This window comes from Mucilaginibacter puniceus, from assembly GCF_054783175.1.
In genome coordinates, this window is record NZ_BAAGRB010000002.1 from 641,161 (window position 1) to 657,218 (window position 16,058).

13 protein-coding genes are annotated in these 16,058 nt (G+C 39.1%); 7 read left to right on the top strand and 6 right to left on the bottom strand.

Going from position 1 to position 16,058, the window contains the following annotated elements; all coding sequences use genetic code 11:
- Positions 1–68 precede the first annotated feature (68 nt).
- Positions 69–1,517, bottom strand: coding sequence for an MBL fold metallo-hydrolase RNA specificity domain-containing protein (locus ACYVJ6_RS09815; RefSeq protein WP_460693882.1), 1,449 nt, complete (start codon positions 1,515–1,517; stop codon positions 69–71).
- Between the two features lie 296 nt (positions 1,518–1,813).
- Here ACYVJ6_RS09815 and ACYVJ6_RS09820 point away from each other — a divergent pair, with 296 nt between their 5' ends.
- On the top strand, positions 1,814–2,266 hold the full coding sequence (locus ACYVJ6_RS09820) for a pyridoxamine 5'-phosphate oxidase family protein (protein ID WP_460693883.1): 453 nt from the start codon (positions 1,814–1,816) through the stop codon (positions 2,264–2,266).
- A gap of 12 nt (positions 2,267–2,278) precedes the next feature.
- Here ACYVJ6_RS09820 and ACYVJ6_RS09825 read toward each other — a convergent pair whose 3' ends face one another.
- Complete coding sequence (locus tag ACYVJ6_RS09825; RefSeq protein WP_460693884.1) at positions 2,279–3,712, bottom strand: L,D-transpeptidase scaffold domain-containing protein; 1,434 nt, start codon at positions 3,710–3,712, stop codon at positions 2,279–2,281.
- Between the two features lie 192 nt (positions 3,713–3,904).
- Here ACYVJ6_RS09825 and ACYVJ6_RS09830 point away from each other — a divergent pair, with 192 nt between their 5' ends.
- The 3 genes from ACYVJ6_RS09830 to ACYVJ6_RS09840 all read left to right on the top strand — a co-directional run bounded on the left by ACYVJ6_RS09830 (position 3,905) and on the right by ACYVJ6_RS09840 (position 7,167).
- Positions 3,905–6,175: an ATP-dependent helicase gene (locus ACYVJ6_RS09830; protein WP_460693885.1), complete on the top strand. Its 2,271-nt coding sequence runs from the start codon at positions 3,905–3,907 to the stop codon at positions 6,173–6,175.
- A 149-nt stretch (positions 6,176–6,324) separates the two neighbouring features.
- Positions 6,325–6,684 carry a helix-turn-helix domain-containing protein gene (locus ACYVJ6_RS09835; protein ID WP_460693886.1) on the top strand — a complete coding sequence of 120 codons (360 nt, stop codon included), beginning with the start codon at positions 6,325–6,327 and terminating at the stop codon, positions 6,682–6,684.
- A 198-nt stretch (positions 6,685–6,882) separates the two neighbouring features.
- Positions 6,883–7,167: a hypothetical protein gene (locus ACYVJ6_RS09840; RefSeq protein WP_460693887.1), complete on the top strand. Its 285-nt coding sequence runs from the start codon at positions 6,883–6,885 to the stop codon at positions 7,165–7,167.
- Here the strand turns inward: ACYVJ6_RS09840 and ACYVJ6_RS09845 are convergent, their stop codons facing one another.
- Positions 7,168–7,692, bottom strand: a complete 525-nt coding sequence (locus ACYVJ6_RS09845) for an ATP-binding protein (protein ID WP_460693888.1) — start codon at positions 7,690–7,692, stop codon at positions 7,168–7,170.
- Positions 7,693–7,831: 139 nt separating this feature from the next.
- Here ACYVJ6_RS09845 and ACYVJ6_RS09850 point away from each other — a divergent pair, with 139 nt between their 5' ends.
- On the top strand, positions 7,832–9,205 hold the full coding sequence (locus ACYVJ6_RS09850; protein WP_460693889.1) for a dipeptidase: 1,374 nt from the start codon (positions 7,832–7,834) through the stop codon (positions 9,203–9,205).
- A gap of 71 nt (positions 9,206–9,276) precedes the next feature.
- Here the strand turns inward: ACYVJ6_RS09850 and ACYVJ6_RS09855 are convergent, their stop codons facing one another.
- The gene (locus ACYVJ6_RS09855) at positions 9,277–10,332 is read right to left on the bottom strand and encodes a mandelate racemase/muconate lactonizing enzyme family protein (RefSeq protein ID WP_460693890.1); all 1,056 of its coding nucleotides are present in this window, start codon (positions 10,330–10,332) and stop codon (positions 9,277–9,279) included.
- Between the two features lie 258 nt (positions 10,333–10,590).
- On the opposite strand from ACYVJ6_RS09855, the gene ACYVJ6_RS09860 reads away from it, so the two are divergent.
- Positions 10,591–11,304: a DUF4290 domain-containing protein gene (locus ACYVJ6_RS09860; protein ID WP_460693891.1), complete on the top strand. Its 714-nt coding sequence runs from the start codon at positions 10,591–10,593 to the stop codon at positions 11,302–11,304.
- A gap of 119 nt (positions 11,305–11,423) precedes the next feature.
- A complete protein-coding gene (gene murA, locus ACYVJ6_RS09865) occupies positions 11,424–12,728 on the top strand; it encodes a UDP-N-acetylglucosamine 1-carboxyvinyltransferase (protein WP_460694624.1) in 1,305 nt (434 codons plus the stop codon).
- A 49-nt stretch (positions 12,729–12,777) separates the two neighbouring features.
- On the opposite strand, the gene ACYVJ6_RS09870 is transcribed toward murA, so the two are convergent.
- Together ACYVJ6_RS09870 and ACYVJ6_RS09875 are read right to left on the bottom strand one after the other, a co-directional pair.
- Entirely contained in the window at positions 12,778–13,542 is a 765-nt protein-coding gene (locus tag ACYVJ6_RS09870; protein ID WP_460693892.1) for a hypothetical protein, read from the bottom strand.
- 12 nt (positions 13,543–13,554) lie between these two features.
- Complete coding sequence (locus tag ACYVJ6_RS09875; protein ID WP_460693893.1) at positions 13,555–15,987, bottom strand: alpha-ketoacid dehydrogenase subunit alpha/beta; 2,433 nt, start codon at positions 15,985–15,987, stop codon at positions 13,555–13,557.
- Positions 15,988–16,058 lie beyond the last annotated feature (71 nt).

Genomic DNA, 16,058 nt, shown 5'->3' on the forward strand with positions numbered 1-16,058 from the left:
ATGTTTTTTAATATTAAATTTTTTTAAAAAGTATTTTCTTATCGCAGGTTTAATGCTGATTAAATAATTTAGTTATAAGCTTTAAATTGGTCGGCGTGTACAGGTTGATCATTTATGTGAAAAAGCAAGTGTATTTGACTTTGCTTAGGTATTATTACATCTACCTTTAATTCATCCTTAATTTTAACTCTTAACGCATCTTGTGCACAAGGTTCGCCATGTACCAGGAATATTTGCTGAGGGATTGTTTTAAATGCCCTTAACCACATAATAAGTTCGGCCTGATCTGCATGTGCCGATAGCCCACCCAATTCTTTTACATTAGCTTTTATTGGATAATATTTGCCGTGAATTTTTATTTCGCTGGCCCTGTTCAACAATGTTCTACCCCGCGTTCCTTCTGCCTGAAACCCAATGATCAATATAGTATTCCTTGAGTCAGTAACATAATGTTTCAAATACTCTAAAACTCTGCCCCCGGTAAGCATACCGCTTGCCGCCAAAATAATTTTACTCTCTTTTCGGTTAAGTATTTTTTCTGTTCCATGGTACTCCTGATTTATTTTTATACCATTAAACATCTGAACCACTTCCTCTTTACTTATGGTTATCCAATCAGGATGCCTTATTAATACTTTACTGGCAGAAGCGGCCATGGGACTATCCAAAAAAACAGGCACCTCGGCCGGTATACGTTTATCTAATTTAAGTTTATATAACAAATGCATTACCTCCTGTGCCCTGCCCACAGCAAAACAGGGTATAAGTAGGTTTCCTTTATTAAAAATGGTATCCTTAATTATAAATGACAGTTCCTCGTCTATATTATTATTTTCATGCAAACGATCCCCATAAGTTGACTCCATAATAACAACATCGGCATTTGCAGAATGTATGGGAACAGGAAGCATATCAGATTTGTAGCGACCAATATCTCCCGAAAAAACTATTGTCTTATTGTAGCATTTAATCTCAACAGAACATGCGCCTGGAATGTGTCCTGCGGGATAAAATTGAAATTGAACATGATCATTAAGACTATATGTTTTTCCTGTTTCTATTTGTTCAAAATAAGTTAACGCTACTTCCACATCAGTAGTATCATATAATGGATTAGCAGGATGGTGTTTGGTATAACCACGCTTATTTGCCTTATAAGCATCCTCTTCCTGTAGCTTTGCACTATCTCTTAATATCAACTCGGCTAAATCGCGGGTTGGTTTGCTCATATATATTTTACCACGATAGCCGTTCTTTATTAATAGGGGAATATACCCGCAATGATCCAGATGCGCATGAGTAAGTATCATCGCGTCAATTGTAGACGGATCTACCGGAAACGGGGCCCAGTTTTTTTCTCGCAAGGATTTAAGTCCCTGGAATAACCCGCAATCAATTAATACATTTAACCCGGGGGTTTTTAGCAAATGTTTTGACCCGGTTACTGTTTCTGCAGCACCTAATGACTGTAAATAAACAGCCTGGCTGTCAGTTTTAAATAGATCGTAATTATACATACAATATATGGTTTGATTTAGGGAATAAATTCAGTATCGAACTTTTTCATGCTATTTATTTATAGTGTAAAGTTGGGAGTTCCTTATTCTATAAATAATGATAGCCATCATGATATATTTTGATGATAAACACTATACTTAAATACCCTTTGTCAGGTAAGTACTCTTTTTTGGCAACGTAAAAAAGCATAAATTTACCATTGAACCTTAAAGGTGACAACTGCAATGGTAATTGCTGATGCAAGTCATTTTTTTTACTTAAACCAAAGGGTAGTTTTAAAATAAAAATAGAAAAGATGTTAGGGAAATTAAATGAAACGCAAATTGATGACCTGTTAAAGCAACAGGTTATAGGAAGGTTGGCCTGCCATGCCGATGGTATTACCTATATAGTACCCATAAATTATGTTTATGACGGTAAATACATTTATAGCCATGCTACTGAGGGGCAGAAAGTAGACATGATGCGTAAAAACCCGGAAGTATGTTTTGAAGTAGATGAGATACAAGATGTATTTAAATGGAAAAGCGCTATTGTTTGGGGCCGGTTTGAAGAATTAACTGACGTGGATGAAAAGCAACAGGCTATGCAGGGCATTATTCATCGTATTATGCCTTTAGCAAATAACCCTACCGATCATCCATCGCACGGAATTACAGCAAATGAGAGTGATATTGGCATCTCTGTTGAACTTATTGTGTATAAAATAGCTGTAACTAAAAAAACCGGACGGTTTGAAAATACCTAATTCTATTATAATTTACTTTTTAGATGATAATTCTACCCCATATAAAGCCATCTCCAAACTTTTATCTAACTCATAAACATCTTTAAATTTGATGAGCACACCCTCGTCTACCATACAAGTTAAATAGGTTATTTTTATAGGCAATGCTTTTTTTAAGGTAAATGATTGCTTCTTATAGGCCGCTGCCGCTTGATGCATAGCTTTTATTTTACCGGCTGCGCCATCATTAGCTAATATCAGATCAGCCAGTTTAAGAGCCTGCTCAACCCGTATACAGCCATGGCTAAAGGCCCTGTCCTTTTTATTAAATAATTGCTGTTCAGGAGTATCATGCAGATATACGTTAAAAGGATTGTCAAACCGAAAAACTACCTGGCCTAACGCGTTATCGCAGCCGGATGATTGCCTGGCATAATAACCAGCCGGGGCTTTACTGATCTGACTAAGGCTGGCTATAGTGGCTGTTACGTATTCTCCCTTTTTATTATAGATTGAAATATTATTATCCTCTAAATAATTAGGGTTACGTATAGCTTTTGGCAACAGTTCTTTCTTGAATATATTTGTCGGTACGTTCCACTCTGGTGCAGTAGTAAAATATTTAATTTCACTTGCTAAAGTGGGTGTAGGGTTACCGGGCTTACCAACAATAATTTTAAACTGGTAAGTAGTATCAGGCTGGTGAAACATCAATGTATAAGAAGGAATGTTAATATGGATGTAATCATTACCTTCAATATTAGCCCAGCGTAAACGTTCCATATTGATAGCCATTTGCCTTATGTCGGCTTCAGGTATCTCATAACAATCTCCCTGGTATAAACCGGTTAATAAGCGCATATGATATTGCAAATCCATATACTCCGTTGATCTTGGTTGTACCTTTGAAATCTCGGTCATAAGATCATTTTGTCCTAAAGCATTCATTAAGGCATTTTCAGGTTTAAAACCATTTACATTACCCGCATCAATTTGGGCAGTAGTAAAATATGGATTGAGTTTACCATAATGCAGATGATTAATAAAAGTTATTATAGCATCAGTAAGTATAATTTCAAATTGGGCCTGCTTAGCAATATTCACTTTATTTGGGGTTTCCAGTATATCACGTAATTGGTCATATAACAATTCTTTAGGATGGTAATCAGCATGCGAAAGGCCAAATTGTTTGACACAATCAATTAATAACATGGCCTGCCATGCCTCCCCTTCGCCACCTTGTGGTTTGATCCAAATGGGGTTGAACTGCTTTTGCTGATACAAACGTTTTACTGTTTTAGGATAATACAGTTTTAACTCATTATTATTAAGCTGGCGTTGCATTTCAATAGAGATAAGGCTGTCGGGTGATTGCCCCATGGCCATTCCGATAGCGCTAACCAGCAAAAACACAGTTATGGCTATTAGTAAAACTGATTTATAATCAAAACTGATCGAGCTTTTCATGTCATATATTTATGATATAAAGTTGAGCTTTCTTTATAGTATAAATAATGATAGCCGTCATGTTATACTTTGATGATAAACATTATACATTTTAGATATTTGTGGACATCAATTGATAATTCCCCCTTTGTTACAAGCGAAAAAACCGAAATCGTTTCTTAATTTCGTCGTTCAAGAAAAGAGGAAAAAGATTTGGATTATTTAGAGGGATTAAACCCTGAACAAAAGGCGGCAGTACAACAAATTAACGGCCCGGTAATGATCATTGCAGGTGCCGGATCGGGCAAAACACGGGTTATTACCTACCGTGTGGCGCATTTGATACGTAACGGTGTTGATTCGTTTAATATACTGGTTTTAACATTTACCAATAAAGCCGCCCGCGAAATGCGCGAGCGTATAACCCATTTAGTTGGCCCTGAAGCCAAGAATATTTGGATGGGTACCTTCCACTCGGTATTTGCCAAATTGTTGCGTGTAGAGGCTGATAAAATTGGCTATCCCAACAACTTTACCATTTACGATACCGACGATAGTAAAAGCGTACTAAGGGCCATTTTAAAAGAAATGAACCTGGATGATAAATTGTACAGTGTAAACTTTGTTTTGAACCGCATTTCGGCGGCTAAGAACAACCTGATCTCCTGGCAAGAATATCAGAATAACGACCAGTTGCAAGCCGATGATTTTTCAACCGGACGCGGACAGTTAGGAAATATCTATCAGACTTATGTGCAGCGTTGCTATCGCGCCGGGGCAATGGATTTTGATGACCTGTTGTTTAAAACCAACGAGCTGCTTAAAACCTACCCGGAAGTGCTTAACAAATACCAGCACAAGTTTAAATACCTGATGGTTGATGAGTACCAGGATACCAACTTTTCGCAGTACCTGATAGTAAAAAAACTGGCGGCAGTTAATGAGAATATTTGCGTGGTGGGTGATGATGCGCAAAGTATCTATGCCTTTCGTGGTGCCAACATTCAAAATATCCTGAATTTTGAAAAAGATTACCCGGACCTGAAGGTATTTAAGCTGGAGCAAAATTACCGATCGACCCAAAACATTGTAAACGTAGCTAACAGCATCATCGCAAATAATAAAGAACAGCTTAAAAAGAATGTTTTTTCTGAAAAAGAGACCGGTGATAAAATAAAGGTGATGCGTGCTTTTAGTGATAATGAGGAAGGTAAGCTGGTTGCCGAAGCCATTATGCACGAGCGTACCACCAAAGGTTTAAAGTGGCATGATTTTGCTATTCTTTATCGTACCAACGCACAATCCCGCTCAATGGAGGAAGCCTTGCGTAAATTGGGTACACCTTACAAAATTTATGGCGGCCTTTCCTTCTATCAGCGTAAAGAGATCAAGGACCTGATAGCCTATTTCAGGTTAACTTTTAACCCTAATGATGAAGAAGCACTAAAACGTATTATCAATTACCCCCGCCGTGGTATTGGAGATACTACCGTAGATAAGATCATTGTTAGTGCAGATCAGCACCAAATAACTCCGTGGGAAGTAATTATAAATCCGGCTAAATATTTGGACGGACGTATCTCGGCATCGGTAGGTAGCTTTGCGATGATGATACAAAGTTTCCAGGTGCTTACCAAAACGCAAACAGCTTATGAGGCTGCCTTGTATATAGCGCAACATTCGGGCTTGTTAAAGGATTTGTACGAGGATAAATCTGTTGAGGGATTAAACCGGTACGAAAATATTCAAGAGTTACTAAACGGTATAAAAGAATTTTCGGAGCGTGAGGACCTGGAAGAAAAAGGGCTTGATGTTTTTATGCAGGATATTGCCTTGCTAACCAATGATGATAACGACAAAGATAAGGATGCTGATACGGTGTCCTTAATGACCATACACTCCTCTAAAGGGTTGGAATTTCCGCAGGTGCATGTGGTAGGTTTAGAAGAAAATTTATTCCCTTCGCAAATGGCACTTAACTCGCGTACCGACCTTGAAGAAGAGCGTCGTTTGTTTTATGTAGCGATTACCCGTGCCGAAAATAAACTTACCTTAAGCTATTCTACCTCGCGCTTTAAGTTTGGCACCTTAATTAGCTGTGAGCCAAGCCGATTTTTAGATGAGATAGATGCACAATATCTGGAATTGGATTTTACCGCAAAACCTGTTAATAGCGGCAAATTATCTTTTGACGATGAACGTAATGCCTGGGGTAAGCGTGAGGATACTTTCTCTAAACCTAAACCACCCGTTAAAACCACTTCCATATTAGCAAAGGCACATGTACCATCGCCAAACTTTAAACCATCTGATACATCCAATTTACAAGTTGGGATGGAGGTGGAGCATGAGCGTTTTGGCTTTGGTAAAGTGATAAGTTTAGAGGGTAACAAACCTGATATTAAAGCCACTATTTTCTTCAAAGAGATCGGTCAAAAACAATTGTTACTTAAATTTGCCAAGTTAAATATAATAAACTCCTGATTAATACTGTTTAATCATAACGTAGAGAATTCTCCACGTAAAGGGTATTATTTTACTTAGCAAAATAACCTATTAAAATAGTTTAGGTATACATAGTTATGGCATAAGGTTTGAACAAATGTTTATACCCTTAATTAATTGTTAAAAACATGACCGAATTATTTAAAAAGAAAACCAACAAAACTATTGGTAAAAACATCAGAACATTTCGCCACCAGCATGGATGGAGCCAGGAAGATGTAGCCACCCGCCTCGGTATCTCCATCCCAGCTTTTTCAAAAATTGAAACAGGCGTTACCGATATCAATCTATCAAGATTGGAGCAAATTGCTAATATCTACGAGATAGAAGTAGCGCAATTATTATCCTTAGATATGGAAGAAGAGGAAATCCAACCTTCAAATCTAAGTATCATCCAAAAAAAGCTGGCAGACCGCGAAGCGGAGATCGCTAACCTGCAACGTAAAGTAATTTTACTTTATGAAGAATTGAGGAATAAATCTAATTAAACGGCGTTCAATAAATAAGACACTTATTGTATTCAATTGGTCAAAAATAATTAGCCAGTTTTAGCTAAAGTGACATCTGCATCTATCATGGTTAATTAATTAAACCTATAGACAAAAAACAATCTCTTTAATAAAACAATCTGTCTAATAAAACTTTGGATTTAAATTTGACATATACATATTCCAAAAAATATGTATATGTCAAATTACCTGATATCTATAACAAAAAATGATGCCCCTACTGCTGGCATTATTCACGATATAAAAAACAAATTAAAGGTTAAGGCTTTTGATCTGTTAAAGTCACCCTATACCCCTAATAAAAAAGAGGTGCAATTTTTTGTAACCGCGGGTAATAAAAAGCTTGCCTTTGAAACGCAAGGATATAAAAAACACCGTAAGTTATTGGTGTTACATATGATTTCCTGGTACTGTGTTTATTTAGGTTTGTTAGAAGCACAAATACACCCAAACTGGCCGTAATTAGTATTTCTGAGTATTATTGAGCATACTGCTCATTTCAATAATTTTCTCATCAATTTCTGATACACATTTGTGCATCATATCTATGCATTCGGTTTGATCTATAAGACTTTCCTTCTCCAGGTTGATTAATCCTTTTAGTGTGGCTATTGGCCCTCTTATTTGATGAGAAAGGTAGGATGAATACTCGGATAACTGCCTATTTTTTTCTTTTAGGTCCTTAGTCCGATCATTAATTATTTCTTCCAGGTGTTGATTTATAAGGTTAAGGTTATCCTTCTGATGCGTTATTTCATTATTCAACTCCAACAATTTTCGGTTTGAAGATGCAGAACGTTTTATGTTGTACACCAATAACGCAATAATAGTTACCAATAAAACTGCTACAATAATTATTGACCAAAACCTTGCCCGCGAATGAAAATCATTACCCGGAGAAAAAAGCGGCTCGTGTGCAAATACCTGGCTGCTAAAAAATAATATTGAAAATATGAACGATAGAAAAAAAGCGTAAACACTTTTCATTAGTCAGTATAAAATTGATTTGTTGAAATTAATAATATTACCTGAATATTCAGAGGGTTAAATACAAATCTATCAATATCGTCAGTTTGATAACAGTCAAACCATGTGGTTATAACTATATTTGCTAAAATTTAACATTATGCAGCATATTAAGCAGTTTATAGATCAAAACAAGCAACGCTTACTGGACGAATTATTTGAATTACTACGTTTCCCCTCGGTAAGTGCAGACGTAAAATATAAGCCCGAAGTACTAAAAACTGCAGACTATGTAGCAAAGAAACTACGCGACGCAGGTGCCGATAATGTAGAAGTTTGCCCAACCGCGGGCTACCCTATTGTTTATGGCGAGAAATTAATTGATCCTGCTAAGCCTACTGTGCTAGTGTACGGACATTACGATGTTCAACCGCCTGACCCGTTAGAGCTTTGGAAAACCCCGCCTTTTGAACCAACTATACGTGATGGTAAAATTTATGCGCGCGGAGCCTGTGACGATAAGGGACAGTTTTATATGCACGTAAAAGCTTTTGAGCTGATGATGCAAACTAATACCCTACCCTGCAATATTAAATTCATGATTGAAGGCGAGGAAGAGGTAGGTTCATCCAACCTGGGCATATTTGTAAAAGCAAATAAAGAGCGCTTGAAGGCTGATGTGGTGCTGATATCTGATACATCCATGATCAGCATGGAAAACCCATCGTTAGAGACAGGCTTACGCGGTTTATCATACCTGGAAGTAGAAGTTACCGGACCAAACCGCGACCTACATTCGGGCGTTTATGGGGGTGCAGTAGCCAACCCGGCAACTATATTAGCCAAAATGATTGCCTCATTACATGACGAGAATAACCGCATAGCTATCCCCGGTTTTTATGATGATGTAATTGAATTAACCAAAGAAGAACGTGCTGAATTAAATGCCGCGCCCTATAATGAGGATGAATACAAAAAGGACCTGGACATTGCCGAAGTATGGGGCGAAAAAGGTTATACCACTATTGAGCGTACAGGCACACGCCCTACCTTAGAAGTTAACGGAATTTGGGGCGGTTATATTGGCGAAGGCGCCAAAACCGTGTTACCATCAAAAGCCAACGCTAAAATATCTATGCGTTTGGTGCCTAACCAAACATCAACTAAAATAACGCAATTATTTACCGATCATTTTTTAAAGATAGCCCCACCGTATGTAAAAGTAAAGGTTACTCCGCATCATGGCGGCGAGCCGGTAGTTACTCCAACGGATAGCATTGCCTATCGTGCAGCACAAAAAGCTATAACCGAATCTTTTGGCAAAGCACCTATACCTACCCGTGGTGGCGGCAGTATACCTATTGTAGCCTTGTTTGAGGCCGAATTAAATATTAAAACCGTATTGATGGGCTTTGGGTTGGATAGCGATGCCCTGCACTCTCCAAATGAGAAGTATGATATATTTAACTATTATAAAGGCATAGAAACCATACCGTTGTTCCACAAGTATTTTACGGAGTTGAGTGAAAAGTAAAGATTAGATATTGAAGATTAAAGATTAGTGACGCCGGTACAACTAATCTTTAATCTCTATTCTTCAATCTTTCATACAGTAAACCGTTCGCACTTTTCTAAAAACTTGTCATCGGCGTCAGCACCTATTCCCGGTGCATCATCAATATCTAAAAAGTAACCATCGTACTTAACACCACCAACTGCCGGGTCTTCCTGGTGGCCTATCATACAAGTATCTAAATCATAAAATTTAATATTGGAGCAACTGTAAACCAAATGCAGTTTGGCGCTTAGTGCTATGCGGCTTTCCAACATCCCTCCCATCATACAGGGGGTATGATGCTGAGCCGCAATATCATGAATCTTCATAGCCTCATACAACCCACCAGATTTGGATAGCTTGATATTAATATAATGACATGAGCCACTATTGATCAGCTTACGGGCATAATGATGGTTATACACGCTTTCATCAGCCATTATTTTTACGGGGGACACGTGCATCAGTTCAGGTAACTGATCATCATACCAGGTGCGCATGGGTTGCTCACAAAATTCAATACTATACTTACCAATAGCCTGTAATACATTAACCGCGTCATCAAAACTCCACCCCTGGTTGGCATCAATACGTATTTTTAGTTTATCGCCTACAGCATTGCGTATTTGTTTAATGCGTTCTACGTCATCTGCCGCGTTTTTACCCAACTTTACTTTTAATATCGTGGCTCCTGTTTTTTTCAAGTCGATTGCTTTTTCGGCCATAGTTGATTGTGTGCCGATACCAATGGTAATATCAGTTTCAACCTTTCTTTTCTTACCCCCTAAAAATTTATACAAAGGCAAACCGGCATTTTTAGCGGCAATATCATACAAAGCCATATCAAAAGCGCTTTTAATGGTGGTATTACCGGCAGTAAAATCATGCAACTGTTGCAAACGGGCGGGTATATCCAGCGCATTTTTCCCTTTCCATAATTTGGCAAACTCTTTAGCCATTACCAGGCAGGTATCCTGCGTTTCGCCTACTATCATCGGGAAAGCAGAGCATTCGCCCACACCATAAAATCCGGCATTAGTATACACCCTAATAAAAACATTTTGGGCATAATCCATCGTACCGGTGGCTATAGTAAAGGGCTGCATGGCTATGCTAAAGCGGTAGATATCGATATAGGTAATCAATAAGGGCACGTTTGTCAACTTAAAATGCTTAGGCAACTAATTTACGACTAATGCCCTCAAAATATTAACTATTTGTACATTAATACAATTGCTGTATATTTGCATCACTACTTCCGGTAAATTCAACTTTAGCCGCTACGCCTGTTTTTATCAAAGGCGATAAGATCTGAGCTAATTTTAAACTTCATAAAATTATTTAACTTTTAAATACGGCTAACTATGCCCCAAGAATTTGATTATAACTCAACCAGGAGCAAATTACTCCTTAGCGAATATGGCCGCAATGTGCAAAATATGGTTAAGTACATTGTTGCACTGCCTACAAAAGATGAACGTAACCGCTACGCCGCGGTAGTAATAGAATTGATGGGATTTTTAAACCCCCACTTACGAGATGTGGCCGATTTTAAGCACAAGCTTTGGGACCACCTGCACATCATATCCAATTACGAGTTGGATGTGGATTCGCCTTATCCCAAACCATTACCCGAGGCTATCCATTTAAAGCCCGAACCGTTAAGATATCCACACCAGCGTATCCGCTATAAGCACTATGGTAAAACCATTGAGTTGATGATAGAAAAGGCAAAAAGCATTGAGGACCCTGAGCGTAAAAAGTACATGGTACAATCAATAGCCAATTTCATGAAAATGGCTTATGTGCAATGGAACAAAGATTCAGTTGCCGACGAAAGCATTTTAGCCGACCTGGTTGCCATGTCGAGAGGCGAATTACAGGTTGATGAGAGTATTAATTTGAACAGGGTTGAATATCGCCCTGCGCCGCAAACCAACAACAATAACCGCGGCGGCCGCAGCAATAACAACCGTGGTGGTGGTGGTGGTGGCGGTGGTGGCCGTAGTAATAATCCACGTAACAACAACAATCAAAACAATCGTGGCCGTAATAATGGCGGCGGTAAAAAATATTAATTAGCCAATGGTTCATGGTTGATAGTTGATGGTATTATTTTGAGCTGAAATTTTTTATAATTTAGCTAAGTCCATGATCTATGAACCATCAACCATGAACTACCTACAAACTACATATGATTAACGCATTTGAAATACAGGGGGGCAAACCTCTGAAAGGCGAAATAACCCCGCAGGGTGCAAAAAATGAAGCATTACAGATACTATCTGCAGTGCTATTAACAGATCAAAAAATCACCATCAGCAATATTCCTGATATTGTTGACGTAAATAAACTGATAGAATTATTAGGCGACATGGGTGTGCGTGTTGAACGTTTAACTCCGGACACTTACACTTTTGAAGCCAAAAATATTGACCAAAACTTCTTCCAGTCGGATGCTTTTAAAGCAAAAGGTGGCGGCCTGCGTGGCTCTATCATGATAGTTGGGCCGTTATTGGCGCGCTTTGGTAAAGCATCCATACCCAAACCAGGTGGTGATAAAATTGGCCGCAGGCGTTTGGACACTCACTTTTTAGGTTTTGAAAAATTAGGAGCTAAATTTAATTACAACCCCGAGGATGGCTTTTTTAATGTAGATGCATCTAACCTGCAGGGTACTTATATTTTACTGGACGAAGCTTCGGTAACAGGTACAGCCAACATAGTGATGGCGGCAGTATTAGCCAAAGGTACTACCACTATATACAATGCGGCCTGCGAGCCTTATTTGCAGCAGTTGTGCAAAATGCTTAATCGCATGGGTGCTAAAATTAGCGGCATTGGCTCAAATCTTTTAACTATTGAAGGTGTAACACAATTAGGCGGTACAGAACACCGTATGCTGCCTGATATGATAGAGATAGGATCGTTCATTGGCTTAGCAGCTATGACAGGGTCAGAGATCACTATTAAGGATGTACAATATAAAGAGCTGGGCATGATACCTGACGTATTTAAACGGCTTGGTATTAAACTGGAACTACGCGGCGATGATATTTTTATCCCTGCACAAGATCATTACGAGATAGATACTTTTATTGATGGCTCAACCCTTACCGTAGCAGATGCGCCATGGCCGGGGTTTACTCCCGATCTGTTAAGCATTGTACTGGTTGTTGCTACACAAGCCAAAGGAACAGTGCTGATACATCAAAAAATGTTTGAGAGCCGATTATTCTTTGTTGACAAATTATTGGACATGGGCGCACAGATCATTTTATGCGATCCGCACCGTGCCACAGTTATTGGTTTAGATAAACAAAAGCCATTACGTGGTATATCTATGACATCGCCGGATATACGTGCTGGAGTATCATTACTTATAGCCGCCTTGTCAGCACAAGGTAAATCAACTATTTATAACATTGAGCAAATTGAGCGCGGTTATCAGCACATTGACGATAGGCTGCGCGCTTTAGGTGCAGATATAAAAAGGATATAGTTAACATATTGTTCGACATCATACCATTTAAGATGTCGAACAATATTTATTAATTTAGAACTGCTTTTACCTTGCTTCTAAACACGGTGTTTATAATGCCACCGCTGCCTTCCGCAGTAAACTGGATAACGTGGTTTTTGTCTGTTACTACAAAAGCATTGGAAGCGTTTATCCAATAAGCCTCTTTAATAATTTTATACGCGTCATATATGATCCTTGCATTTGGCAATGGGGTTAATTTAAGTTGCTCGTAGGTTTTATCCTTATCACGATAGTTTATAGCCACAATGATCATTTTTTCAGGGTCATAAACCTCTTTAAAAAAACTATCCATACCTGCTAAACCCCTGTTACACTGGTCACATTCTGCAGTAAAAAACACTAACACTATTGCTTTACCCTCAAATTCTTCGGGTTTTATTAAATGTGCCAATGGGGCAATTGTTAGCTTACTACCCTCTTGCAACACAGCGCTTTTACTGGCTATTTGCTTTTTAGCCATTTCATATATTTCCAGGTCTCTGATAGGATCCCTTTTTTTCAGGCGATATTCAGTAAGTAATTGACCATTTCGGTCAATTGGTATTATATCATCGTATTGGCCCGACTGCAACAATTTTATATACTGATAAAAATGCAATTTATTACCCTTTTCATCTATAGCCAAAATGGTAGTATCCAAACCCATGGTACCATCATTGGTAACGGCAACCTTTTTGGTGGTTATAATTTTTTTTGTGGTCACAACTGGATTTTGCCCATAGGCAATTACCCAGTAAATAGTTAAAATACAAACTGTTAAAAACCGCTTCATGGCATTTTACAGTTAATAAATAGGCGGATATTTAGTCGGATTGCTCTCGCTCATGATGTTGTAAACCTTTTCAATCACATCATCCATTGACGGCTTACTAAAATAATCGCCATCGGTACCATAAGGCGGGCGGTGGTCTTTAGCAGAAAGTGTTTTAGGCGGGCAATCTAATGAATAATAACCCCGTTGTCCTTCAATAATTTTTTGTAGTATATAGGCTGACGCAGCTCCGGGAAGATCTTCATCAACTACCAAAAGCTTATTAGTTTTCTTCAAAGAATTACCGCATACATTATCGGTATCAAATGGGAACAGGGTTTGCGGATCAATAACTTCAACGCTGATACCTGACTTTTCCAATTCATGTGCAGCTTCCATTACAATACGCAGGGTTGAACCGTAAGATACCACGGTAATATCCGTACCAGACCGTAAAATTTCGGCTTTACCTAACGGCACGGTAAACTCTCCCACATTAGTTGGCAGTTTTTCTTTTAATCGATAACCATTAAGACACTCAATAACCAATGCCGGTTCATCACCACGTAATAGTGTATTGTACATGCCTGCGGCTTGTGTCATATCTCGCGGTACGCAAATATGTAAGCCACGCATAGCACTTAAAATAACCCCAAGTGGCGAACCTGAATGCCATATACCCTCTAAGCGGTGTCCACGTGTGCGTATAATAACCGGTGCTTTTTGACCGCCATAAGTACGATAACTCAAACAAGCCAGATCATCACTTATTACGTTCATACCATATAACAGGTAATCCATGTATTGTATCTCGGCAATGGGCCTCAAACCACGCATGGCCAGGCCCATACCCTGCCCAATTATTGATGCTTCGCGAATACCTGTATCAGTAATGCGCAGATCGCCAAACTTATTTTGCAGGCCAGAAAAACCCTGGTTAACATCACCAATGGCGCCTACATCTTCACCAAAAGCAACAATAGTTTTATCGCGCTCAAAATTGGCCTCAAAGCAAGCATTCAATACTTCACGGCCATCAATTAAGTGCGTATCATCGCTATACCTGGCCTCAATAACTTCAACCTTTAATGGTGAGTTTGGTGTTTCTGAAAATAACCTTGAATTATAGCGGTCAGCGTTTATGGTGTATTGCTCATTTAACCAATCAGCCAATACTTTTCTTGCGTCACTATTTTCAGTTACGGTTAACCTTAGTGCTTTGCGTATAGCTGATATAACATCCTTACGCCCGGGATCAATGCATAAGCGCAATGACTCTGATATCTCCAGCAAACCATCCTTAAAGTGCGATTGCTGGGCCAGGTGTTCTATCATCTCTACCGCTTCATTTAATTCTGCTGCGATAGGATTATTCATCTCATCCCAAGCTGCACGCTGGCATTTGCGTACGTGTTTTTTCGCAGCTTCTTCCAGTTCGGTTAATTCTTCATCGGTAGCTATTGCGGTTTCTACCATCCATTTACGCATTTGCACCAGGCAATCATATTCGTTTTCCCAGGCTAAACGTTCTTTGCTTTTATAACGCTCATGCGAGCCTGAAGAAGAGTGCCCTTGTGGCTGTGTCATTTCAGTAACATGAATCAACACGGGTACATGCTCATGTCTGCAAACGCCAATAGCACGTTTATAAGTTTCGCAAAGCGCTACGTAATCCCATCCACGTACTTTAAATATTTCGTACCCATTGGTACCATGTTCACGCTGGAAGCCTTTAAGTACTTCAGATATATCTTCTTTGGTAGTTTGCAAGTTGGCCGGTACCGAAATAGCGTAAGCATCATCCCATATAGATATAGCCATAGGCACTTGCAATACACCGGCAGCATTAAAAGTCTCAAAAAATAAACCTTCGGATGTGGAACCATTACCAATACTGCCAAAAGCTACTTCGTTACCATTTATAGAGAAGTTAGACATATCCCTTAACTCGGGGTTCTGCCTGTATAATTTTGATGCGTAAGCCAACCCCAACAAACGGGGCATGTGACCGCCGGTAGTTGAAATATCTGCCGAACAGTTCTTACTCTCGGCCTGGTTTATCCAACTGCCATCGGCATTAACAAACCGGGTTGCATAATGACAGTTCATTTGCCTGCCGGCCGATGCAGGTTCTTTCTCAACATCGGGCGTAGCATATAGTTGGGCAAAAAATTCTTTAAGGTTGCTCATGCCCGTTGCAAACATAAAAGTTTGATCACGGTAATAGCCTGCGCGCCAATCACCTTTGTTAAAAGCTTTAGCCATGGCTAACTGGGCCACCTCCTTTCCATCACCAAAAATACCAAACTTAGCTTTGCCGGTAAGCACTTCCCTGCGGCCAATTAAACTGGCCTGCCTGCTTTCCACAGCTATGCGGTAATCATTGATCACAATATTTTTAAAGTCATCAAAACTGAGTTCGGCGACATCAAATTTACCCACACCATGAATTGCAGTTTCGGACATAGTAAACACGTTTAAGTTGTAAAATTATAAAAATCTACTTTTTAATTGCATAGTAGCACCAAAAACATTCA

What these genes read in the sequence shown, in the direction of transcription:
- ACYVJ6_RS09835 (WP_460693886.1), top strand. Translation starts at nt 6,325, where the DNA reads ATGACCGAATTATTTAAAAAGAAAACCAACAAAACTATTGGTAAAAAC.
- ACYVJ6_RS09870 (WP_460693892.1), bottom strand. Translation starts at nt 13,542, where the DNA reads ATGAAGCGGTTTTTAACAGTTTGTATTTTAACTATTTACTGGGTAATT.
- ACYVJ6_RS09855 (WP_460693890.1), bottom strand. Translation starts at nt 10,332, where the DNA reads ATGCAGCCCTTTACTATAGCCACCGGTACGATGGATTATGCCCAAAAT.
- ACYVJ6_RS09845 (WP_460693888.1), bottom strand. Translation starts at nt 7,692, where the DNA reads ATGAAAAGTGTTTACGCTTTTTTTCTATCGTTCATATTTTCAATATTA.
- ACYVJ6_RS09840 (WP_460693887.1), top strand. Translation starts at nt 6,883, where the DNA reads ATGTCAAATTACCTGATATCTATAACAAAAAATGATGCCCCTACTGCT.
- ACYVJ6_RS09875 (WP_460693893.1), bottom strand. Translation starts at nt 15,987, where the DNA reads ATGTCCGAAACTGCAATTCATGGTGTGGGTAAATTTGATGTCGCCGAA.
- ACYVJ6_RS09860 (WP_460693891.1), top strand. Translation starts at nt 10,591, where the DNA reads ATGCCCCAAGAATTTGATTATAACTCAACCAGGAGCAAATTACTCCTT.
- ACYVJ6_RS09820 (WP_460693883.1), top strand. Translation starts at nt 1,814, where the DNA reads ATGTTAGGGAAATTAAATGAAACGCAAATTGATGACCTGTTAAAGCAA.
- ACYVJ6_RS09850 (WP_460693889.1), top strand. Translation starts at nt 7,832, where the DNA reads ATGCAGCATATTAAGCAGTTTATAGATCAAAACAAGCAACGCTTACTG.
- ACYVJ6_RS09815 (WP_460693882.1), bottom strand. Translation starts at nt 1,517, where the DNA reads ATGTATAATTACGATCTATTTAAAACTGACAGCCAGGCTGTTTATTTA.
- ACYVJ6_RS09825 (WP_460693884.1), bottom strand. Translation starts at nt 3,712, where the DNA reads ATGAAAAGCTCGATCAGTTTTGATTATAAATCAGTTTTACTAATAGCC.